Source organism: Streptomyces sp. NPDC086147 (genome assembly GCF_040702165.1).
Classification (GTDB): domain Bacteria; phylum Actinomycetota; class Actinomycetes; order Streptomycetales; family Streptomycetaceae; genus Streptomyces.
In genome coordinates, this window is record NZ_JBFBJO010000025.1 from 24,826 (window position 1) to 46,550 (window position 21,725).

General features: G+C 66.5%; 14 protein-coding genes and 3 pseudogenes. 9 read left to right on the forward strand and 8 right to left on the reverse strand.

The genetic code is table 11. The features are described from left to right. Window positions 1-39 precede the first annotated feature (39 nt). The 6 genes from AB0398_RS30885 (at window position 40) to AB0398_RS30910 (ending at window position 9,635) form a co-directional block, all read left to right on the forward strand. Entirely contained in the window at window positions 40-1,911 is a 1,872-nt protein-coding gene (locus AB0398_RS30885; RefSeq protein WP_366378959.1) for a hypothetical protein, read from the forward strand. Continuing rightward, the gene (locus AB0398_RS30890) at window positions 1,887-2,714 is read left to right on the forward strand and encodes a phospholipase D-like domain-containing protein (RefSeq protein ID WP_366378960.1); all 828 of its coding nucleotides are present in this window, start codon (window positions 1,887-1,889) and stop codon (window positions 2,712-2,714) included. Before AB0398_RS30885 ends, AB0398_RS30890 begins: the two co-directional genes overlap by 25 nt. Before the next feature lie 1,026 nt (window positions 2,715-3,740). Further along, window positions 3,741-6,056 (forward strand): ATP-binding protein, encoded by a 2,316-nt coding sequence (locus AB0398_RS30895; protein ID WP_366378961.1) that lies wholly within the window; start codon window positions 3,741-3,743, stop codon window positions 6,054-6,056. A 5-nt stretch (window positions 6,057-6,061) separates the two neighbouring features. Then, on the forward strand, window positions 6,062-7,717 hold the full coding sequence (locus tag AB0398_RS30900) for a DEAD/DEAH box helicase family protein (RefSeq protein ID WP_366378962.1): 1,656 nt from the start codon (window positions 6,062-6,064) through the stop codon (window positions 7,715-7,717). Next, on the forward strand, window positions 7,714-8,313 hold the full coding sequence (locus AB0398_RS30905) for a hypothetical protein (RefSeq protein WP_366378963.1): 600 nt from the start codon (window positions 7,714-7,716) through the stop codon (window positions 8,311-8,313). Before AB0398_RS30900 ends, AB0398_RS30905 begins: the two co-directional genes overlap by 4 nt. A 5-nt stretch (window positions 8,314-8,318) precedes the next feature. Then, a complete protein-coding gene (locus AB0398_RS30910; RefSeq protein WP_366378964.1) occupies window positions 8,319-9,635 on the forward strand; it encodes an RNA polymerase subunit sigma-70 in 1,317 nt (438 codons plus the stop codon). 597 nt (window positions 9,636-10,232) lie between these two features. On the opposite strand, the gene AB0398_RS30915 is transcribed toward AB0398_RS30910, so the two are convergent. The 3 genes and pseudogenes from AB0398_RS30915 to AB0398_RS30925 form a co-directional block, all read right to left on the reverse strand. Next, entirely contained in the window at window positions 10,233-11,054 is an 822-nt protein-coding gene (locus AB0398_RS30915) for a very short patch repair endonuclease (RefSeq protein ID WP_366378965.1), read from the reverse strand. Then, window positions 11,051-12,454: a DNA cytosine methyltransferase gene (locus tag AB0398_RS30920; protein WP_366378966.1), complete on the reverse strand. Its 1,404-nt coding sequence runs from the start codon at window positions 12,452-12,454 to the stop codon at window positions 11,051-11,053. Before AB0398_RS30920 ends, AB0398_RS30915 begins: the two co-directional genes overlap by 4 nt. Window positions 12,455-12,579: 125 nt before the next feature. Further along, window positions 12,580-12,864 (reverse strand): annotated as a pseudogene (locus tag AB0398_RS30925) (IS5/IS1182 family transposase); the annotation flags it as partial. A gap of 180 nt (window positions 12,865-13,044) precedes the next feature. On the opposite strand from AB0398_RS30925, the gene AB0398_RS30930 reads away from it, so the two are divergent. Beyond that, window positions 13,045-14,565, forward strand: coding sequence for an ISL3 family transposase (locus tag AB0398_RS30930; protein WP_366379010.1), 1,521 nt, complete (start codon window positions 13,045-13,047; stop codon window positions 14,563-14,565). 308 nt (window positions 14,566-14,873) lie between these two features. Here the strand turns inward: AB0398_RS30930 and AB0398_RS30935 are convergent, their stop codons facing one another. Then, window positions 14,874-15,305: a helix-turn-helix domain-containing protein gene (locus AB0398_RS30935; RefSeq protein ID WP_366378967.1), complete on the reverse strand. Its 432-nt coding sequence runs from the start codon at window positions 15,303-15,305 to the stop codon at window positions 14,874-14,876. Between the two features lie 96 nt (window positions 15,306-15,401). On the opposite strand from AB0398_RS30935, the gene AB0398_RS30940 reads away from it, so the two are divergent. Then, window positions 15,402-15,752, forward strand: coding sequence for a DoxX family protein (locus AB0398_RS30940; RefSeq protein ID WP_366378968.1), 351 nt, complete (start codon window positions 15,402-15,404; stop codon window positions 15,750-15,752). Between the two features lie 137 nt (window positions 15,753-15,889). Here AB0398_RS30940 and AB0398_RS30945 read toward each other — a convergent pair. The 3 genes and pseudogenes from AB0398_RS30945 to AB0398_RS30955 all read right to left on the reverse strand — a co-directional run bounded on the left by AB0398_RS30945 (window position 15,890) and on the right by AB0398_RS30955 (window position 19,789). Continuing rightward, window positions 15,890-16,895, reverse strand: a pseudogene (locus AB0398_RS30945) (IS630 family transposase). 96 nt (window positions 16,896-16,991) lie between these two features. Further along, entirely contained in the window at window positions 16,992-18,101 is a 1,110-nt protein-coding gene (locus AB0398_RS30950; RefSeq protein WP_366378969.1) for a serine/threonine-protein kinase, read from the reverse strand. Then, window positions 18,083-19,789, reverse strand: a complete 1,707-nt coding sequence (locus AB0398_RS30955; RefSeq protein WP_366378970.1) for a serine/threonine-protein kinase — start codon at window positions 19,787-19,789, stop codon at window positions 18,083-18,085. Before AB0398_RS30955 ends, AB0398_RS30950 begins: the two co-directional genes overlap by 19 nt. Window positions 19,790-20,082: 293 nt before the next feature. Between AB0398_RS30955 and AB0398_RS30960 the strand changes: the two genes are divergently transcribed. Next, a complete protein-coding gene (locus tag AB0398_RS30960) occupies window positions 20,083-20,832 on the forward strand; it encodes a transposase family protein (protein WP_366378971.1) in 750 nt (249 codons plus the stop codon). Between the two features lie 20 nt (window positions 20,833-20,852). Here the strand turns inward: AB0398_RS30960 and AB0398_RS30965 are convergent. Continuing rightward, window positions 20,853-21,598 (reverse strand): annotated as a pseudogene (locus tag AB0398_RS30965) (transposase family protein). Window positions 21,599-21,725 lie beyond the last annotated feature (127 nt).

Consider the following 21,725-nt stretch of genomic DNA (forward strand, 5'->3'; position numbering starts at 1 on the left):
TCCCCGCCGTTCCCTTCCCGCACTCGGAGAGAGCCCCCCATGGTCTTCGAAGAGCTCACCCGCAGCAATATCCAGGCGCTCTGGCGGTACATGCCCGGACAGCCATACAACTGGTCGTCCAAGGGTTCAGTGCTAGGCGAGCCGCCACGCCAGGTAACCCCCCTCGATGTCCCAGAAGGATGGGTGGAACCCCAACTCCGCCGGCTACTTCTCCCCTTCGCCACCGCCAAGGGCAACGATCCACGAGCCCGAGCGGAGCTGATCGCGATCGAGCGGCGACAGTTCAGTCTGGTCAAAGCGGAGGATCTTCGCGCCGCTCGCTTCCCCAACACCTTCCTATGCAGGACGTGCGGAGCCTTCCGGACGGTCCGGCCCGCCGACACCTCGCCCGTGTGTCTTACCGCCGGGCATGGGCGGTTGGACCAGTTCTCCTGGAGTGAGGTGCATGAGTGCGGTCATCTGAGTCAGATCACCGCGCCCCGGTGCGCCTCGGGTTGCCGCTCCTGGATGCATCTCAACAACACCCGTGATCTGAACACCTCGCGTTGGTACTGGACCTGCGCCGGCTGCCAGCGCCGCTCTGACGAGCCAATCGTCAGGTGGTGCTCGACCTGCGGTGAAGGACGCCCCCAGGTTATGCGCGTGCCGCAGACAGCGGCCTACTATCCCCAACAGGTCACCGTGATCAACCCACCCACACGCGGTGACTACGGCGCCCTCGCCTACGAGGGCGTATACGCCGCCGCGGTAGCGCAAAGCCTGGGCACACTGCCCAGGGGCTCCGAGGGTCTCAGGCGAGCCGGCGGCGCGAGTTCCGCCGGGGGCGCCATCGAGCAGGCGCGACAGACAGCGGAAGCCCTTGGAATGAGGCCGGGCGAGGAACTCTACGATCAGCTCATCGCCAAGGCACAGCTGCGTGAGGATGACGTGCCCGCCTGGGACGCTCAAATCGAAGCCTTGGGACGTGACGCCGGGACGATCGAGGAATTCGGTGAGGAGTGCCGGCAGCTCGGCCTCGCATGGGACGCCAAGCCCCTGTCGATCCAGAACCTGCTCGACGGTGACGCCGGAACGCAGTTGGAGGCCTATTATCAACAGTACCCTAAGCTGATCTCCCAGTACGGTTTCAACGACGTCACTCTCCTTCGGGAACTGCCCATCGCCTACATCGTGGCGGGTTACACAAGGATCAGCAGTAACGCGGTGGCCACCACGCGTCGAGGCACCCAGACCACGCAGCGATTCCGGTTCTTTCCGGCTGGCCGAGACAGTAAGTTCCCGATGTATGGGGTACGCACTGAGACCGAGGGTCTCCTATTCGAGCTGGACAAGCTGGCCGTGGTGCAATGGCTTGCTGATTCCGGCGTCGTTGAGAACCCCGGATTGAGCACACAAGAAGACGCCCAGCGATGGATCTTCCAATTCGGCGACCCGGTACTGGACGTCTTCAACGCTCCCGAGAACCCCATTTCCAAGGCGATACTCGGCCTTGTCCATTCCATGGCCCATCGCATGATGAAGGCCCTGGCCACCAGGTGTGGACTCAACGTCGACTCTCTCGGGGAATACCTATTCCCAGCCAACTGCGCCTTCCTCGTCTACGCCAACACGCGCAGTAATTTCACTCTGGGCGGGCTGGAACACGTATACCGATACGATTTGGTGGACGCGCTGTCCGAACTGGACGCGGAGACCCGCTGCGTGTTCGACCCGCCTTGCCGGCGGGACTTCGGCGGGGCGTGCGCCGCGTGCCTGCACCTCTCCGAAGTGGCCTGCGCGAGGTTCAACACCGTGCTAAACCGCAATCTGCTCTTCGGCACGCTCCCACCGCTTGTCTCCGACCCTGCCGCAGGAATGTCCCAGCCAGGAGTAGAAAGCGGACGAGGATGGCGCGGATACTGGAGCCGCTGAGGCCCTTGGTCTCCCTGCTGCTACAAGCCTCAGACCCCGTTGCCACGGCGGCGGCCGCGACCGATACCGCAGCCGCCGCGGGCACCGCCCTTGAGGTCTCCGCAGTGATCATGGGCGCGGTCGTCGATCAACGGCTCGTCCCCTACGCGCTGTCACACGCGAAGATTCTCGACAACGAAGGAAACCTCACAGAAGGCGCGCCACTCCTCCTCGCCCAAGCGCACGCGATGGTAGCGATGTCAGTAGACGAGGGATGGGAACTGGTGCTTACCGTCCCCGCCTTCCTGAAGGAATCACTGAGCACGATGTCCCGGGACAATGGCGGGCCAGGACTCCCACTCGATACGGGACGCACTATTCGCGAAGTCGCGGAAAGCGCTCAAGCGAATCTACTGATTGCCGCACCATACCTGCACTCATCCTTCACCACTGCGCTCGCGCCAGCCCTCTCCACGCTCCTGCGGCAGGGCGGGACCGCTACCATAATCACTAGGGCTTTGGGCTGGTCCGCGCCAAACCGATCCAATGCCAACGTGAAAGCCGTGGCGGTACTTCGTGAGGCGGCTGGCATCGCCCGTGACAAGCTGACAGTTTGTTCCTGGGACGAGACGGGACTAGGGATTCACTTCAAGATCGTGCTCGCGGACGATCAGCTTGGATACATCGGCTCCGCGAACCTCACTCCAGGAGGAACAGGCGCCCATGCCGAAGCGGGCGTACTCCTACGAGGATCGCGAGTCAGGTCGCTCTCTCGTTGGCTTCAAGTAGTAGCCGACGAGCTCACACGACGCTCCATTACATAAACGAGGACCGGCCCTATCGCGTGACCCCGACCTGCCCAACAATAACGAGGACCACGCCTCGACAACCCTCTCCCGAAACGATCTCGCACACCGTGATGTCACCCGCTACGGGCTCACAGGAGGGCCAGACGACGTCCCGCGAAGCCGACCAGCCAAACCGGTCGACCACGGCCAGCCGGAAGTGACGCACGCACCTTGTCGGTGACCAGGCGGCCGCGAGAGCGGCTCGGGCGGTCCGCCCATACGAGAATCTCGCCTGCACGGGCGCTGGACCGATCATGGACGTCACACGTCTACGGACGCGAGTCCTGTCTATAGGACCGCCTACACACAAGCTCCTCCGGACCCGTGGGCCGGCGCCCACAGAGCCCGATCCCCAAGCGGCGACCACCCCGGTATGGCCCAGGCAGCCCCGCGGCTACGGCGCGCTGGCGAGCCCCAGCACCAAGACGTGCTCGAGTACCGCGCGCTCATGGAGACCCAAAGAGCTTGGCATGGTGGAAGAGAAGACCCACACACCCACTCCGAGGTAGCGGCCAGCCCGTCCAGCCTCCCCACCGGCCACCCACAGAGTGGTTGGACGTCGTCCTAACGGTCCACGAAGTGGATCTGATACAGCGGCTCATGGCGAGCGGCCCATACGCGATGGCGAGCCGACACCACCGACCCTCCACTCACGCCCGCGAGACCGCGGGCACCCATGGGAAGCCGCCCAGGACACCACCGGCGCTGCGGTGGCCGGGGCAGCGAGGTAACGCGTCCGCGGAGACCAGGCGCGAGACCATCCAACGCGCCCGACACCTCCGCCACCACCAGACTCGACGCCCCCCCGCCGAGTCCGTACGAAATGAACAGTAGGCCTGTGGGCTGTCATGACACGCCTATAGGCTCGGTCTTCACGCACGGCTCCTCTGAGCCGGGCAGCTTCGCCATGTGCTGGGAGACGAGGCGGCGCTGAGCGTGTCGGTTTCTCTTGGAGAGGCTTCAGCTCGAGTGAAGATCACCCCCTCTGCCCGTGTGCTCCGCATGCTGGGAGAGATCCAGTTCGACGAGTGGCAGTGTGTGGCCGAGCTCGTCGACAACTCCTTCGACGACTTCAGCGAGATCGTTCGCTCCGGGGTCGAGTGGCCCGACGGTTTCAAGGTCAGCGTCTCCCTGCCCTCCTCGGCCAACGGAGAACTCGTCGTGACCGACACCGGCCAGGGAATGACCTACGAGCGACTCGAGCGGGCGGTGCGGGCCGGCTGGTCCGGTAACGACATGCACGACAAGCTCGGCCTGTTCGGCATGGGGTTCAACGTGGCCACCGCTCGCCTCGGCAAGCGCACCCGCGTCCTGACGACACGATCCGGTGACAGTGAGTGGATCGGCGTCGAGGTCGACCTGGACCATATCAAGGACGACTTCGAGGCGACGGACATCACCGAGCCGAAGAGCGACCCCGCACAGCATGGCACGAAGATCATCATCGACCGGCTGCACGGAAAGCGCGTGGAGTGGCTGCGCCGGAACGCGGCAGTGCTCCGCAACGTGCTCGGCTCCGTCTACTCGTGGATCCTGGACGCGCGGGGCTTCGAGCTGTATGTGGGCGGTACGAAGGTCAAGCCGGTCCGACACTGCCGCTGGGGAGACGACCGCTCCGTGCTGTACAACGGCAAGGAGCGGGTTCCCGCCTACATCGAGATCGATGAGGTCCTCCAGGACGGCCTGGCCTGTTCCGACTGTGGTCAGTGGCAACTGTCCCAGGGGGATGTCTGCTCCGACTGCGGCAGCGACAGGCTCTCCGTACGAAAGCGCCGCGTCTGGGGCTGGCTCGGCGTCCAGCGCTACCTCCACAAGACCGACTACGGCATCGACTTCCTCCGCAACGGCCGCAAGATCCTTCGCTGGGACAAGCAGTTGTTCACCTGGAACAACCCCGACGGCGTGCCCGGCAACGAGGACCCCGAGTACCCCATCGACCTCGCCCACCAGGGTGGCCGCATCATCGGCGAGATCCACCTCGACCACGTCCCCGTCACGTACCAGAAGGACGCCTTCGAGTACGCGGACCGGAGCTGGCGCAGCGCCGTGGAACTGCTGCGAGGCGTCGCCCCGCTCCAGCCCAAGCGAGCGGAATCCCTTGGCTACCCCGAGAACACCAGGCCGCTCGCCCTGCTGTTCAAGGGATACCGCCGTAACGACGCCGGCGTCAGGTGCCTGGTGCCCGGTGACGGCCGTAAGCCCGTCCACGAGGACACCCGCCGCTGGGGTCACGAATTCCACCGAGGCAACCCGGACTACCAGACGGACGAGCGCTGGTGGCAGGCGGCCCTCCAGCACGATGAGATCAAGAACAAGGGCAAGCAGGTCAAGACCGCCGCCAGCGTCCCGAGCCAGCCGGACGAGCAAGCCGTCCTGGACGCCCTTGGTGTGCCCGCAGACGCTCCCGCGTCCGGTGTCACCCCGACGGCCACCCAGGGGGCCGTCGGGATGACGGGCGGTGGCGCGCCCACCGTGGTGAAGCAGAGGACCGAGACCCGCAGCGAGCGCCTGGCCCGCTACGAGCGCGCCTCGACGCGCCACTCCTACCTCAGCCGTCCGTTCGGCCATCCGGAACTCGGCTACCTGAACGTCGAGACACGGCTGCTCAAGAACAGCGGGCCTCTCCTCGACGACACGGGCCAGGGCGTCCCGGTCCTGCTCGACCAGCGCGCGGGCAACGAGCTCATGGCCTTCCTCGATGTCGAGCACGAGGTCTTCCAGCGGTTCGGCGCGGACTACGCCGACCTCCTTCTCGTGGAGCTCGCGCCGCTCCTCAAGGTCCGTTCACGTTCCCAGTGGAACCCGTCCCAGCTCCTCGCCGGCATCCGAGCCCAGTCCCTCAAGGACAGCGCGCTGGACGGCACCACGGTCGGCGCCGAGGCGCGCGACCTGTTGAACGAGATCCGCAGCCGCGCGGTGGCGGAGCTCAACCGCGCCGGCGGGCACCAGGAGATGTTCGGCCGTCTCACCAAGGAGGAGCGGCACGCCGCCGAGGAGTCGATGATCGCCGCCGGGCGGGTCGGTGAGGTCGGGGCCCTGGGAGAGGACGCAGGGTTCATCACCTACCTTCCGCCACTGGCCCTTGTCCGCATGGTGGACACCACGCCCGAGGCGTTCCTCGACGGCCGCGTCTTCAGGGGCCCGTACACCACCGTGCACTCCCCGGCCGCCCGTTCCCTGAGCCTCGCCCGGGTAACCGGCTACCTCGCCGACGTGGCCACGATCGGGACCTTCGCCAGCGAGGCGACCGTCCTTCAGCTCCAGCGCGCCCGCCTCAGCGTCACCCTCCTCGCCGACGAGTTGGCCGGCGACGAGTGAGCGCGGTGTTCCTATCTCCCTCCGAGCTTCGTGACGGAGGTCCGGCGGGCCTCACCAAGGCCCTGGAGAGGACGCTGTGGCACCTCGGGTTCCACGATGTCCGTGTCGTGGACGGCGCCAACGACCACGGCGCCGATCTCCTGGCCGTGCGAAACCGGGAGCAGTGGGTGTTCCAGAGCAAGTGGAAGGCGCACGGCACGGCGGACCACGCCGGCGTCGACGATCTCGAACGCGCCCGTACCCACTACCGGGCGGACAAGGCGGTCCTGGCGACAAACACCAACATCACCGCCACGGCCGAGGCCCGCCGCCGCGCTTTGGCCGGTGTGGGCGTGGACATCGCCCTGTGGCACGGCGCCACGCTCGAGACCATCGGCGCCCGTATGCCGGAGCGTGTACCCAGCCGGTACGAGCTCAGGCCCTACCAGATCGACGCGGTACGGGCCATCGAGCGTGACCTGGCGGCCGACGCCTCGGCCCTCCTGGTCCTGGCGACGGGGCTGGGCAAGACCGTCGTGGGCGGAGAGGTCATCGGTAATCTCCTCGCCTCGCGACCCCAGGCCAAGGTGCTTGTCGTCGCGCACATGCGGGACCTTGTCGAACAGCTCGAGAAGGCGTTGTGGCGGCACATCCCCAAGACCGTCCCCACCCGTCTCCTCACGGGTGACAGCAAGCCTAGGAACCTGGAGGGAGTGGTCGTCGCGACGGTGGAGTCCGCGCTCGCTGCCGCCCGTAACGGGTACCGGCCCGACCTGATCATGATCGACGAGACCCATCACGTGGCGGAGACCGGCAGGTTTGCGGAACTTCTCGATCTGTGTTCCGCTGCGGCGCAGTTCGGAGTGACCGCCACCCCGTGGCGAGGCGACAAGTTCGACATCACCGTGCGCTTCGGCTATCCCAGCTTCAGCATGGGCATCGCCGAGGGTATGGCGAAAGGCTTCCTGTCCGCCGTCGACTACCGGCTCTACGCCGACGGCGTCGACTGGGACACCGTCAAGGAGATCAGCCGTCACGGATACTCGATCAAGGACCTGAACCGGCACCTGTTCCTCCCGCAGAGGGACGAGGAGATCGTGGAGCACCTGCGGGCCGCCTGGCGGGAGACCGTCGAGCCCCGCGCGATCGTCTTCTGCCAGACGATCGAGCACGCGGAACACATGGCGCGGCTTCTCTCGGTCTCCGACCCGCAGTGGGCCAACGCCTCCTATCTGCACAGTGGTTTGCCCAAGAGGCATCGCAATGTCCTGTTGAACGAGTTCCGTCTCGGGCGCGTACCCGTCATCACCTGCGTGGACGTGTTCAACGAGGGTGTCGACGTTCCCGACGTGAACCTCATCGCGTTCCTGCGCGTCACACACAGCCGAAGGATCTTCGTACAACAGCTCGGCCGCGGGCTGCGCCTGAGCCCCAACAAGAAGGCACTAAGGGTCCTCGACTTCGTGACGGACATCCGTCGCGCGGCGGCCGCCCTCAATCTGCGCCGGGCCCTGGAGGCGACCGAGGCGGAACACCTGGAGCTCCCGCACGCCTCGCGGATCGAGTTCCAGGACGAGACGGTCGGCTCCCTGATGGACATGTGGATCCAGGACGCCGCCGACCTCGAGACCGCGGCCGACGAGGTCCGTCTCCAATTCCCCATGCCGAAAGGAATCCAGTGAGCAAGTACAACATCCCGGCCGATGTCGAGGACGCCGTTCTGCGGCTGGTCTACTCCAAGGCCGCGCAGGCCGACTGGCTCGCGCTCAGTGACGACGAGCGCACTCACCTGTACCAGCTCTGGACGGACGACCCGGAGATCGGAGGCCGCCTCATCGGACACCTTGGCAGCGCCGCGAACGTCCGGCCCTGGCTCAAGGACGGCCCGATGAAGGAGTATCAGCGGGCCCTTCGAGGGGGGACCAAGTACGCGAAGTATGTCAGCAAGCCCGCCGCCACGATCGAGGAGATCATCGAGAAGACTCTGGGAGGCGAGTGGGAGGTCGTTCCGCGCTCCAAGCGTCAAAAACCCATGCGCGCGAAGGCCCGCAAGGTCGGCTCGGAGGACGAGGAACTGCACTTCGTCGTCGGCTCAAGCTCCAACTTCAAGAACCTGCTGTGGCCCGCGATCCTCGACCGCTCCAACGGGCAGACCGCCCCTTGGACGATCTGCGTCATCGACGCCTTCTCCTCCCCAGTGACACGGGAGGAGAGGGCCACGCACGAACACGTGGCTAGGTTCCTGGGCGTGCGGGTCACCTACTTCCAGGAGATGTAAGAACCGTGGAACTAGGGGAGTGGCTGCCCAAGGCATGGCAATCGGTGTTCGACGACAGGTCCCGCAGGATCGTCGGGCTCCGCGCGGCGGGCCACACCCTGGGGGAAGCCGGCGCGAGGTTCGGGCTGACACGGGAGAGAGCCCGCCAGATCATCGACCAACTCCGGCGAGACCTCGCCGCCATGGCCGATGTCGCCACACCGAGGTGGCGCGCCGTCGCGCGGGAGGCCGGGGACGGACCCGCCGTCCGCAGGGAAGACCTCGCGCTGGCCCTGGGCGCGCCTGACCACGTCGTCCTCGACGTGCTCCTGACCGAGGCGGGGCTGCGCGCTCCTCGCACATGGGCGGGTCCTCTGCGAGGCTGGTGGACCACCCAGCCCGAGGCGCTCGACCAGAGACTGCGTGAACTGGTCGACCGGGCCCCTTTGCGGGGGGACAGCCTGGCGGAGGAGGCGCGCGCGGTGGGTATCCCCCTAGGCATCGGCCTCGCCGAGATCCTTGACGATCCCCGCTCGAAGCTCGTTCGTGACGGGGCCGGACACTGGGTCCGTCGCAAGGCGAGAGGACGTGACTCCGCCTACCTGTATCTCCTGGAGACGGGGCACCCCCGCCCCGCGAAAGAGCTTGTCGAGCCCATGGGGGTGGCATCCGTCGCGGCGGCCCGGGAGGCGCTCCGGCGTGACGACCGTTTCGCGCAGATACGGCCGCACTCCACATGGGCGCTGTCCGAGTGGTCCCATCTGCGCATCACGTCTTACGGGAGCGCGGTCGAGGCGTTGGTGGCGATGGTCACGAAGTGCGGGCCGATCGCGCAGGGTGTCCTCTTCGCGCAGGTCGCACAGGTGTATCCGGTGAGTCTTTGGAGGCTCAAGCAGTGTCTCCTCAGCGATCAGATCGGGCGAACGCCCGATGGACTGATCGACCTGATCGCGCGGGGCGCCCAGCCGATCGAGGAGCCCGAACCGCCCAGGCCGGACTCGATGGCCGTCCGTGGTGACGTACTAGGTGCGCGGATCCCGGTAGACCCGGACCTCCTTCGCGGCAGTGGTGTCCGTGTGCACGCGTGGCTCACCTGGAGATTGGGGTTGCGGCGGGCACCCGCGCGTCGCTCGTTTGTCACGGCCGGAGGGCAGGAGCCGCTCACCGTGACACGCGGCGCTGGCTTCGCGCAGGTCTCCAGTCTCCGTCGTGACGCCGTGGAGCTCGGTGTCGTGGAGGGCTGTGTACTCGTGGTGGTCCTCGATCTCGTCCAGGAGACCGCTCGGGTGCGGCACGGATGCGTGGAAGGGGAATGCCGGGCCACTCGGGTGGGTCGCGGGTAGCGAGCTGACTGGGCACTTCGTTTGGAGCTTTCGGCGCTGCGTAGCATCGCCCCTGAGGACCGGGGAGGCGTTGAGACGTGGGATGTTCAGAAGGAAGCGCGGTGGGCAGCGGATACCCCTGCCCGAGCTGGTTGCCGAGGCCAAGGTGAATCCATGGGGTTGGGTATACGAGATCGACGGGAACATGGTCGATGACCCGAACGGGGCTGTGACCCCTGAGGCCATCATCGCGGCTTGGTGAGTAGACGCTCGCGGCAGGCTCTCGGGCGACTACCAGACGAACCCGAACCACCAGCCTGAGGCGACAGGGCAGTAGCTCGTATCGAGCGAGGTGGTACGGCGGTTTCATCCTGGTCGTCGACTCGTTGACCTGGCCGCGAAGGGGCACCACCGGGGGATGGGCTGTTTGAGGACAGCGGAACGCGCTCTCCACGTGCCCAGGACTCCTCGGTGGTGGCCTCTCAGCAGGATGACAGCCCCCCGCTCGACCACGTCCCCTCCCATCCAGACCAGTCCGAACCCTGGGAGGGAGACTGCGGCGGTGCGCACTAGGGCGGGAGGGGCAGTTGTCGTGGCTGACGAGCGAGGCAGACGCCCTCACTCAATGATCGTCCCGCGTGGGTAGGGCGCGCGGGGTCTCATAGTGGTTCGCCGGGTCCGCACCTCCTCGGAAACCAGCTCGGCGGCCGCCTCCGGGGCCTCGTGCTCCCATACGCGGATCACGCTCCAGCCGGCCGATCGCAGGATCTCGTTGGTCTCGCTGTCACGGCCCTTGTTGCCCTCGATCTTTTCCCGCCAGAACTCGGCGTTGCGGGTCGCGGGCCGATAGTGCTCCGGGCAACCGTGCCAGAAACAGCCGTCGACGAAGACGGCCACCCTGGCGCCAGGGAACACCAGGTCAGCCCTGCGTCTTACCTCGGGTACCGGACGGGCGTCCACCCGGTAACGCAGACCGCTCGCATACAGAAGTCTGCGTAGGGCAAGCTCCGGCCTGGTGTCCTTCCCGCGGTTGGCGCGCATGACAGCCCGGACACCGCTGGAGGACGCCGTGGAGCCCTCGGGCAATGACTGATCGGTCACCAGCCCCATCCGCCTGGCCTGGCTCCAAGCCTCGGCCAAGTTCTCGCCGCGGGTGGGGTAGTCAACCTCACAGACGTAACGCTCCCGTGTGGCACCGTCGCATGACCAGCGGAGATAGGCGCGGATTCGCCGGGTACGCCGGTAGAGCTTCAACGCGATGGAGGCGCGCGCATAGCGGCCGTCACCGAGATCCACCGAGCGGCGGCCGCGTCCCCCGGCGGCGCGATCCTGCTCCAGGGCTGGCGCGATCGCGCCGGTTCGCCGCTTGTAGGCGCGCTCGGGGGGAAGACTCTCCTTCCAGCGTCCGGCGCGCCCGGCCCGCGAGGTCGGGGACGTCACTGTCCGGCCGCGCCCAACGCGTCTGAGACCGCCCTGGCGAAGAACTCGCCGAGGACCACCGGGACGGCGTTGCCGAGCTGCCGCATCTGCTCGCCGCGCGGACCGCAACCGATCCACTCGTCGGGGAAGGTCATCACACGGGCCGTCTCCCGGACGGTCATGTACCTGTGGAGGCGGCGCCATCCATCCGGGGCGGCGAAGTCCTCAACACGATCGTCGAGTTCCATGACGGACTCGCCTCCCGGCACGCCGTGGACGCCGGCCTTCACAGTCTTGGCGGGACGATCCAGCTCATTGGGTGTATGCCCCTTGTAGATGCGGGCGCCGGGCCAGCCGATGTGCCCAGCGAGTCCCTCCCCGCCGAAGTCGTGCTTCTCGTCGAGCCGGGTGAGGTCGACGGCAGGCAGCGCAGGCAGTGACGGCTCCAGCCCATCAGTGGGGCGAAAGCCCTTCACGGCGTCCCTGAGCGTGAGCCACGGCCTTCGGCCGTCGTCCTCGATCTCGCGCGGCAGGCGAGCTATGACACGGTCCCTGACGTGAGGGCGGACGTCCGGGTGGCGCTCCCAGTAGGACCCGTCTCGCATCGAACGCAGGAGGGCGGGCTGGGAGAAGCGGTGGTTCCTGACATACCGAGCGAAGTCCCTGACGATCTCGACACCGAGATCGGCGCGGAAGGCGACGATGACCACACGATTGCGCACCTGCGGCACACCGTAGTCGGCGGCGTTGACGGGGAAGGCGATCACCCTGTAACGATCAGGGCTGCGGTCCCCGGCCGGCAGGCCGCCGTCGACATCCAGGGCGTGAAGCCTCGGGTCAGGATCGCCCAGCGCGTCCATCAGCGCGGCGTTGTGCGACTCCCAGGTCGGCTTGGAGTCGCGCTCCATGAAGGGCAGGCGCAGCTCGTTCTTGATGTACTGGAAGTAGTCGGCGAACGAGGGGCGCAGGAGGCCCCGGACGTTCTCGCAGATGACCGCCTTGGGGCGCATCTCGCGCACGGCATTGAATACGGCGGGAAACATGTTCCTCTTGTCCTCGTCGCCCCTGGCGACGCCGCCGGCGCTGAACGGCTGGCAAGGCGGACCGCCGGCGAGAACATCGACCTCACCCTCGAACTTCCTCAGGTCGAGCTCGCGCACGTCGCCCGGGTACAGAGGCGCGGGCTCGCCGGGCCCCGGTGGGAGCGGCGCCGTGTCCCGCGTGAGGGCGAGCCCGGAATCGCCAAGTGTCCGCCCGGCGCTGGCCATCAGCGTCTCGCAGGCGCGCTTGTTGAACTCGTTGAACAGGAGCGGGCGGAATCCCGCGCGATGGACCCCCATGGCGAGGCCGCCTCCGCCCGCGAACAGCTCCACGCTTGTCCGGTCGCGCGGGATCTTGGTCTCGTCTAGCTGGTCAACCATGGCCGGATCGTACCGCGGAATGGGGAGTCGACGGGACATTCTATTCGAACAAACGATCCATAAAACACGTAATGAGTTGGTGAGTGATAGCAGGCGAGCTGTGTTCGCCCTGTTCACGGTGTCCGTCAGGTGGTGGTGTTGCGGTCGGAGACGAGGCCGGCGATAGCGCGGTAGGCATCGGGGAGGCGGTCGCGACGGTGGATTCAGCGCCGGAGCTGGTTACAGCGCTTGTGATCGGCGAGGGAGTGTTCGACGGTGATCCGTTGCGAGGAGTGCTCGTGTCGCCGGCGTTCGGTATGTTCGAGGAAGGGAAGTGTTGCGCCTTGCCGTAGCTTGCGCGGCTGGGTGAGAGCCCTGCCCCGATGGTCTCCGCTCAGCCCGAGGTAACCGTCGTCGAGGAGGACCTGGACCAGGTGTCGGCGTACGGACTTTTCCCCCAGTTGCGTACGGACGAATGGGCTCTGTCGCTGATCTTGTGATGCTTGGCGGCTGAGCTGGGCAGCCTCCGGGTGTGCAGTTCTGGGGGTTTGGTGCGATTGTTTCCACATCTGTCGGGTGTGGTGGTGGAGTCGATCTCGCGGGACGCTGGTGTGGTCACGTTTCGCACGAGGGCCCGGGCCGACGCGGTCAGATGCCCGCGGTGCAGATCTCTGTCGTGGCGGGTGCACGGCCGGTACGAACGGCGCCTGGCAGACGCTGCGGTGGGGACTACTCCGGTGGTGGTCCGGCTGCTGGTCCGCCGGTTCAAGTGCCTCAGCTCCGGCTGCCCGGCGGTGACCTTCGTCGAACAGATACCGGGTCTGACCAGCCCTCATGCCCGACACACCCCGGTTCTTCGCAAGCTGCTGGTGCGGGTCGCAGAAGCCCTGGCCGGGCGAGCTGGAGCCCGGCTGGCCCGACGGATGGGGATGCCGGTGGCCAAGGACACCCTGCTACGGCTTCTTCGAGCCTCCGACCTCGAGGAACCCGGCATGGTGCGGGTCCTGGGAGTGGACGAGTTCGCCCTGCTCAAGGGTCACAATTACGCGACGCTGCTGGTCGACCTCGAAGCACGCCGCCCCATCGACGTCCTGCCTGGGCGGGAGGCCGCGGCGGTCGCCCGGTGGCTCGAACACCATCCGGAAGTCGAGATCATCTGCCGCGACAGGGCCTCCGCCTATGCCGAGGCGGCCAGGGCAGCCACTCCTCAAGCAGTCCAGATCGCAGACGTATGGCACCTCTGGAACAACCTGGCCAAAGCCGTCGAAAGGACCCTCACCAGCCACTACGCCTGCATCCGCGCCGGCCACGAAACGGCCGGGCAGTCTGACGAGGAGGCCCCCGTCGCACCACCGGACGGAACACTCGACGTCCGCGGCCGGCCCCGCCGGATCGTCGGACGGATCCGCGAACGACACCGCCGCATCCACGAACTCCTCGCCCAGGGCCGCTCCCTCCGCGGAATCAGCCGGGACCTCGACCTGGACTACTACGCGGTCCGCCGATACGCCCAAACCTCGGACGTCGACGAGCTGCTAGTCAAGGTCACCCAGCGACGCACCCTGCTGGACGACTACAAGCCCTACCTCTACGAACGCTTCACCCAAGGCTGCCGCAACGCCAGTCAGCTCTTCCGAGAAGTCCGTGACCAGGGATTTCGTGGCGAACGCACTGGCGTCAACCGATACATCCGCCAACTGAAACAGGGCATCCAGACCGCCCCTCCCACACCTGCCCTGCCCAAGCCACGGCGGGCACTTCGCTGGGTGATGACGCACCCCGACCGGCTCCGGCCCCACGAACTCCTCGGCCTCAAAGCGATCCGATCGGCCTGCCCCGAACTCGATGCAGCCGTCGAACACATTCGGACCTTCGCCACCCTCATGCACGACCGACGCGGTCAAGACCTCTTCGACTGGATCGAGCAGGTCCACGGCAGCAACCTGCCATCGCTGCAGCAGTTCGCCCGCGGACTCCTCCATGACCAGGACGCCGTTGTCGCCGGCCTCTCCTCAACCTGGAGCTCAGGCCAAGTCGAAGGCCAGGTCACCAGAGTCAAGCTGATCAAGCGCGCCGGCTACGGCCGAGCCAAACTCGATCTCCTCCGAACGCGGATTCTCCTCAGAACCTGAACCCAGCAGCATCACAAGATCAGCGACAGAGTCCCTTCGTCCGTACCCCGGTGCGCATTTTCACGAGTACGCCGACACCGCCCCGCCTGGCGGCGGCCGGCCCGCTCGGATCGAAGGCGAGCACCCCCTTGACCACCTTGCACTTGATGGGCGTCGTGTGTTTTTCAGTGTGTGGCGTCAGTTGTCTGCACTGGGTGTGTGAGCTGTCTTTGCTGGTGGTTGGGGTGGGTGGGCTTGTGGGGGTGTCGTTTTCTTGGTGAAGGTCGCTGTCGTTTTCCAGTGCAGGTTGGCTGTCGTTCGTGTATTGATCAGAAACGGCTCGGGTTCTCATCAACATGAGGAGTCTTCACCAAGGTCGCCTGATCCGCCTCGATGGCCCTGGCCACCTGGGCTGTTTCCCGGAAGGTGACGACCGCCTCGCCGTTCTCCCGCGCCCATGCGGTGAGCATCCTGATGGGCTCCTCCAGGGTTCGCCCGAGATCGGTCAGGGCGTACTCCACGCGCGGCGGCGCCTCGGCGTACGCGTGCCGCTCGACGAGCCCGTTGGCCTGGAGCCGGCGCAGCGTCTGGGTCAGCACCTTGCGCGAAATGCCACCGCTCAGCTCGACCAGCTCGCCGTGACGCAACGGGCCGTCGGTCAGCGCGAAGAGCGTGACCATGGACCACTTGCTGGCGATGATCTCCAGGGCCAGCAGAGCGGGACAGTCGGCGAGGAACGCGATTCCGGGTCGCAGGCTCATGCCCCGAAGGTTACCTGGAGGTACCTTTCGGCCGCCTATCGTCGTCGAGGTGCGCACGCCCCCTTACCCGCATCTCGCACGATTGAGGTTCCAGCCATGTCCGTCTCCCTTGCCGTCGTCACCGTGCTCATGTCGGCGCTCCTCCTGGTATCGGCCGGGGCCAAGTCCCTGCGCACACGGCACATCACCGAGCAGATGTCCACCCTCGGAGTGCCGCAGGGCATGATGGCTCTCCTGATATGCGCTCAGGTCGCGGGCGCGGCCGGTGTGATCGCCGGACTCTGGTGGGGACCCGTCGGAATCGCCGCCGCGATCGGCCTGACGCTCTACTTCGCCGGGGCGGTCGCCTTCCACCTGCGCGTCGGCGACCGCAGGGGCGCGTCTCCGGCGGCGGTCCTCACCATCGTCTCCGTCGCCCTGATCCTGCTGCGTGCCGCCACCCTCTGACAGCGGACAGCCGGTCTGACGCCCGCCTTGATCGTGCCGAGTGAGGTCGGTCTCCGATGAGGACGGCCACCGTTGATCATCGTGAGTTGTATAGACGAACGAAGATCAGCCGGTGGTCGTGGGCCACAGCGTATTGATCAGAAACCCATGGGGTCCTCGTCCAGGACGTAGCGGACGTGTGGGCCGCCGAAGTAGCCGCGGACTATGTGCGGCTGGCGTTGGCGCCGGCGGAAGAAGCGGCGGGTTTCGGCGGCGAGTTCGGCTTGATCGCGGGCTCGGTGCTGCTTGGGCAGGCTGTGCTTGAGGTCGGCGCCCGCCAGCTCGTCGGGGTTCAGCTCGGGTGAGTAGGCGGGGAGGAAGTGCGGCTCGACGTCGTCGGGGTGGGCGGCGAGCCAGTCGCGGACCTTCTTGGACCGGTGGGCGGAGTGCCCGTCGACGACGAGGTGGACCTTGTGGTCGAAGTGGCCGGCCAGCCGGTCCAGGAAGCGACACATCACCTCGGCGGTGAAACTCTCGGTGAAGACCATGAAGTGCATCCGGCCGGCCCCTGGTGCTGATCGCCGACATCGCGTTCACCGAGAACCGGTTCCCGCTCCGCCGTACGACGGACGTTTTCCCCTTCTCGCCCCAGGTGCGGCCGGTGACCTGGTCCGATCGGATGCCGACCTGGTCGGCGAACAGAATCTCGCCGCCGTCCCTCCTCACCTTCGCCCTGATCGCCGGCCAGGTCTCCTCGTGCCAGCGGCGCACGGCCTCCGGGTCCTGTTCCACAGCCCGTTTGTCGAGGCGCTGGAAGGACAGCCCCCACCGCTTCAGGTACTTGCCCACCCCCACCTCGGTCAGCCTCACCCGGTACAGCTTCGCGATCAGCTCGCCCACCAGCCGCCGCGTCCACAGCTGCCCGCCCAGGCCCACGTCGCACGGGCGATGGTCGAGAACCGCCTGACGCACGGCGGCCTGCTCGGCCTCCCCGAGCATCTGGTGCACCCCTACCGGCTTGCCCCGCGGGCGCATGACCAGCGCATCCCGCCCGCCGGCCTGCCACTTCGCCCACCAGATATCGACCGCTTTCAGCGACACCCCGAAAACCGCCGCCACGTCCTCACGGTCCCGCCCCGCCACCAGCGCGGCCACCGCCCGCAGCCGAAGGGCCTCCTGCGCCGACGGCGACAGATGCCGCGCGTCCCCCACTAGATCGCTCACACACCACCAACGACCCAGAACCCGAACCGTTTCGGATCAATAAGGTAAGAGGGTGATCACGACGACCGCGATGACGATGATGAGGGCGAGCAGACCTGCAGTGCCGAGGAAGATCAGTGCACTGAAGTTGAAGATCAAACTCCCGGCGGCTTTCCACCCCTTCGGCGTCAGCCCCGCGATTCGCCGAGTTCGTTCGAGACCATGTGCCGGCGGGCCGGGGGCGTACTCCTCCTTGAGCTGTTCCCCTTCAATCTCGTAGTCGGATATCAGGGCGATCCAGCTATCAGGCGGTTCGACTGCGTCGGTTCGGAACGGCCGGTGCGCGATTTTACAATCCTCGGCCAATACGCGCAGTTCTGTCAGGGTGGGCCGGTCGGCCGCGTCGGGGGTCAGGCACGCTTCTGCGAGCGGACGCAGTGGGGCGGGAAGGTCGCTGAGGTCGACCGTTGCTCGAGATACGAGTGCCAGAAGGCGCACCGGGTCGCCAGTGTCGGGGTAGGGGGGGTGACCGGTTGCCAGGGTGCTGAGTGTGGCGCCCAGGGCCCAGATGTCGCAGGCAGCTGTGGCGGGTTCCCCGCGGGCTTGTTCGGGAGCGATGTAGGCGACGGTGCCGAGTGTGACACGGGTGCGGGTCAGGTCGGAGGCATGTGAGATGCCGAAGTCGATGAGTCGTATTCCCTGGGAAGTCAGCAGGATGTTGTGCGGTTTCAGATCGCGATGGATGACCCCAGTGGAGTGCAGTGCTTCCAGGGCGACGGCGCAGTCAGCGAGGATGCGGGCGGCGGCAGTGGGATGAGCAGTTCCGCAGCGTGTCACGAGATCACCCAGGGAAGGTGCCGCGACGTACTCCGTTGCGAGCCAGGGCAGCGAGGCGTGCGGGTCCGCGTCGAATACACGAGCTGTTTGGGGTCCGGCTGCGCGTCTGGCCACCTTGACCTCGCGGGCGAATCGGTCTCGGTCCGCATCGGTTGTCAGACCTTCGACCAGAAGGGTTTTGACGGCATAGAGGCCTTCGGTCCCGTCCCGGTTCGCGAGGTAGATACGGCCCATACCGCCAGCGCCGATGCGTCCGAGGAGCTGGTACGGACCCAGCGAGGTGGGATCTGCCCGGTGAAGTGGACGCAGGATCAGATCGTCGTCAAACACAGTATCCGCCCCCGGTCGGAAAACCTGTAGCGGACTTGTGTCCGTGGCGGGCAGGCCGTGTCGGACGCTCCGTACTGCAGTACGCGCAGGACTGCGAGGGTGTCCGGGGCTGTATCGGAGCACTGGACGGTCGTGGCGAAGACGGACGCGGTCCTGAGCGGCGTGACCTCGGTGAGGACTGCGGGGACGGGCTGAGCGCCGATCACGCACTCGCCCGGGTGGAAGAGCCGTTCGAGGCAGAGACTGATGGTGGCTGCGCGGCTGGACCGAGTCCAGGCCACTGCGGAGTAGGGGGCTCCGCAGCGGTCTGGTACTGCCCGGCTGGTGGAGGAAACAACGCGCCAGTGAGCGGCGGGTGCAGTGCAGTCCGTGGTCTGGGGTGAAGGGGCGAGCCAGTGGCCCGTGAGATCGAGGGCGGTCTGGACGCAGTCGCCGGTCCTGATCTCGGCGAAGGCCCGGTCGATGGGGTCGTTTTGTTCGGCTTGCCTGTTCTGGTAGTAGCCGTAGGTCAGTCCGCCGCCCAGTATCAAGAGTACGGACGTCATAAGCACTTGTACGGTACGCACGAAGACGTTCTCACGACGGCTTCGCGATTGTGCAGGGCGATCGCCGGGCTGTGGTGTGTCGTCCTGGGGGGTAGTGGGCAGGTGTGCCGTACGTTCGACGGCTGTTTGTGCAGAGTGGGCTGCTGGGCGGCCTAGGAGCAGTGTGCTTTCCTGTGGTTTCGCGGGCTGCGCGGGAGCAATGCCAGCTGCGCGGGGATCGACTGTGAGCTCGCGGCCCTGGCGTGCATAGGCCTCGATGATCGTGATCCAGGGGTGGGGTAGCCAGCCTTCCGGACTAGTCAGTGTGGGCATCTCGGCCAGTTCGGTGGTGAGGCTGTCCAGCAGGTCTTCCACTCCCGGCCGGTCTTTGGGTCTTAGGGCGAGGCACTTGCGCACCACTGGAGCGATTTCGTCGGGTAGGCCCGTCAGGTCGAGGTTCGCCTCCGCCACGTATGTGAGCAGTGCCAGCATCTCCGTACCGGCCGGGTACGGGGCGCGGCCGACGACGAGGTAGAAGAGGGTTGCACCCAGGGAGTAGATGTCCGACGCCGCTGTTGAAGGCTCACCGCGTGCCTGCTCCGGTGAGGTGAAGGCCACCGTGCCCAAGGTCAGCTGCGTACGTGTCAGGTCAGCTGCGTGTGAGATGCCGAAGTCGATCAGCCGTGGTCCGCTCAGAGGCAACAGCAAGTTATGCGGCTTCACATCTCTGTGCACGATCCCGTGTCGATGGAGCTCCGCGATTGCTTCCACAGCTCCGCGTGTCACCCACCGGGCAGCTGCGCCAGCCAGTGTTCCGGCTCCTGAGACCAGTTCCGCCAACGAGGGTGCCGGAATGTATTCGGTGGCCAGCCATGGCCGTTCAGCTTCGGCGTCCGCTCCCAGTACGCGTGCGGTGTGTAAGCCTTCCGCCCGCCGGGCCACCTTTACTTCACGGGCGAAGCGTCTGCGGTCGACAGCGCTGACTTCAGCCTGTGCCAGGGGGGACTTGATGGCCACCAGCATGCCGTCGGTGAGTGAACGGCCCAGATAGACCCGCCCCATGCCACCGGCTGCCAGGCGGCCGATCAATGGGAATCGGCCGAGCCGGGCCGGATCATCGTCCTCCAAAGGCTGGATGTCCGCTCCGCCCGGTAACTCCCCCACCTTGGATTCCTTTCGGCGACTACATGTCATGAGCACGAGAGTAAAATTCTATCTACGGACGGGCCAGAACTGGAGACGTTCACCTACAACAAAAAGATCCCCGCCCGCGTCTTGCCGGAGCCCGACTGCAATGAGTGGGCGACGACGCGCTGATGGTAGACCGGAATACACGAACACTAAGGATCTTCAGAGTGGTCACCGATCGGGTGACGAGTGCGGGCGGATAGCAGACGAGGCCTTCGGGCAGTGGTTCGAGATGTTTGACGTCTCAACCGCTTTGACCGGAGGCCTCGTTGGTCGTCTATCCTGCCGCACTCGACCTGCCGCATGCGCTCGTGGAGTGGGTCACGATGCTGATCGTCACCCGCGAGGGTGACCGCCGGTGCAAACTGCGACCTTCGCAGCGCGCCATCATCACCCTGGTCTACCTGCGCGAGCACACCACCTACGCGAAGCTCGCCGCGGGCTTCCGGATCAGCGAAGGCACCGCCCACGCCTATGTACAGAGCGTGATCAAACTCCTCGCCTCGAAGGCGCCATCCCTCACACAGGCGCTCCGCCGAGCCCGTCCCGAGTACGTCCTGGTGGACGGCACCATCGCCGAGTGCGACCGTGTCGGCGATCACGAACGGGACTACTCCGGAAAGGCCCGACGGCACGGAGTGAACATCCAGGCCGTCACCGATCCCGCGGGCGAGCTGATCTGGTACTCACCCGCACTGCCGGGCCGCACGGTCGACATCACCGCCGCCCGCATCCACCGCATCGTCACGATCTGTGAGCGACTGCGGATCCCCGTGCTGGCCGACAAGGCCTACGCCGGGGCCGGCGGCACGTTCCAGGTCCCGTTCAAACGCCACCTCGGAAGACCCCTCACCACCAGGCAAGCAGCCGTCAACCGAGCACACGCACGACTCCGCTTCCCCGTCGAGCGGGCCTTCGCCCGGCTCAAGGCCTGGCGAATCTTCCGCAAAGCGCGGGTCAGCCCCAACCGGCTCACGTCAATTGCCAAGGCCGTCCTCACCCTCGAAAGGCGACGCTGAAGATCCTTACTGAGCCTCTTTCATCCTGAATAGCTGCAGGTCAGCAGGGTGTGGACGGTTTGGACGATCGTGCTGATGCGGCGGGTGGAGCATCGGGCCCGGCGGAGGATGCGCCAGGACTTCAGCTGGGCGAAGGCCCGTTCCCCGGGAGCTCTCAGGCGGGCGTGGTCTCGGTTGAACTGCTGGTAGTGCTCGGGCTGTTCGCGGTGGTGGTAGTACGGGGTGCGGACGGTGGCGCCGGCGCCCTGGTAGGCGCGGTCGGCGAGAACGAGGATCTGCCGGGTCAGGCAGGCGTGGACGACGGCTGTGGGCGCGGGCCGCGGTCAGGTCGTGGGTGCGGCCGGGCGTCGCGCGGGAGAACCACAGTGGTGTGCCGTCGGGATAGGCGATGACCTGCACGTTCATCCCGTGCTTGCGGTGTTTCATGGAGTAGTACGGCTCGTCGGCGGCGATGCGGTCGATGGGGATCAGGGCGGCTGTCGACGATCACGTGGTCGCCCTCGCCCAGGCCGGTCAGGGCCTCGTGCAGGCCCGGGGCCCACGCCGCGAGGACGTCGAGAGTCTCGTCGACGTAGCGCCAGGCTGTGGCGGTCGAGACGCCGAAGCCGGCCGCCAGAGCGGGTAGCGTCTCGTTCTTCCGCAGATGGACCAGTACGAGCAGGGCCTGCCGGAAGCAGCCCGGCTTCCGCCACCGCGAACCGCGTTCACACCTTCGTGCGTAGATGAGCCGGGAAGCATGCTCGACCAGCTCATGCGGGACATCGATCGTGACACGATGCGGGACCGAGCGAGGCTCCTCGGACGATGCGTGGTGCGTAGAGAACACCACCGCAACGACCAGGAGCCTCGCCTTGTCACCCACCCCCGCTGACCTGCCATTTCACCCCACAGAG

Excerpts from the sequence above, each read along its gene's own strand:
- AB0398_RS30885 (WP_366378959.1), top strand. The coding sequence starts at position 40 with ATGGTCTTCGAAGAGCTCACCCGCAGCAATATCCAGGCGCTCTGGCGG.
- AB0398_RS30890 (WP_366378960.1), top strand. The coding sequence starts at position 1,887 with ATGGCGCGGATACTGGAGCCGCTGAGGCCCTTGGTCTCCCTGCTGCTA.
- AB0398_RS30895 (WP_366378961.1), top strand. The coding sequence starts at position 3,741 with ATGCTGGGAGAGATCCAGTTCGACGAGTGGCAGTGTGTGGCCGAGCTC.
- AB0398_RS30920 (WP_366378966.1), bottom strand. The coding sequence starts at position 12,454 with ATGGTTGACCAGCTAGACGAGACCAAGATCCCGCGCGACCGGACAAGC.
- AB0398_RS30935 (WP_366378967.1), bottom strand. The coding sequence starts at position 15,305 with ATGAGCCTGCGACCCGGAATCGCGTTCCTCGCCGACTGTCCCGCTCTG.
- AB0398_RS30940 (WP_366378968.1), top strand. The coding sequence starts at position 15,402 with ATGTCCGTCTCCCTTGCCGTCGTCACCGTGCTCATGTCGGCGCTCCTC.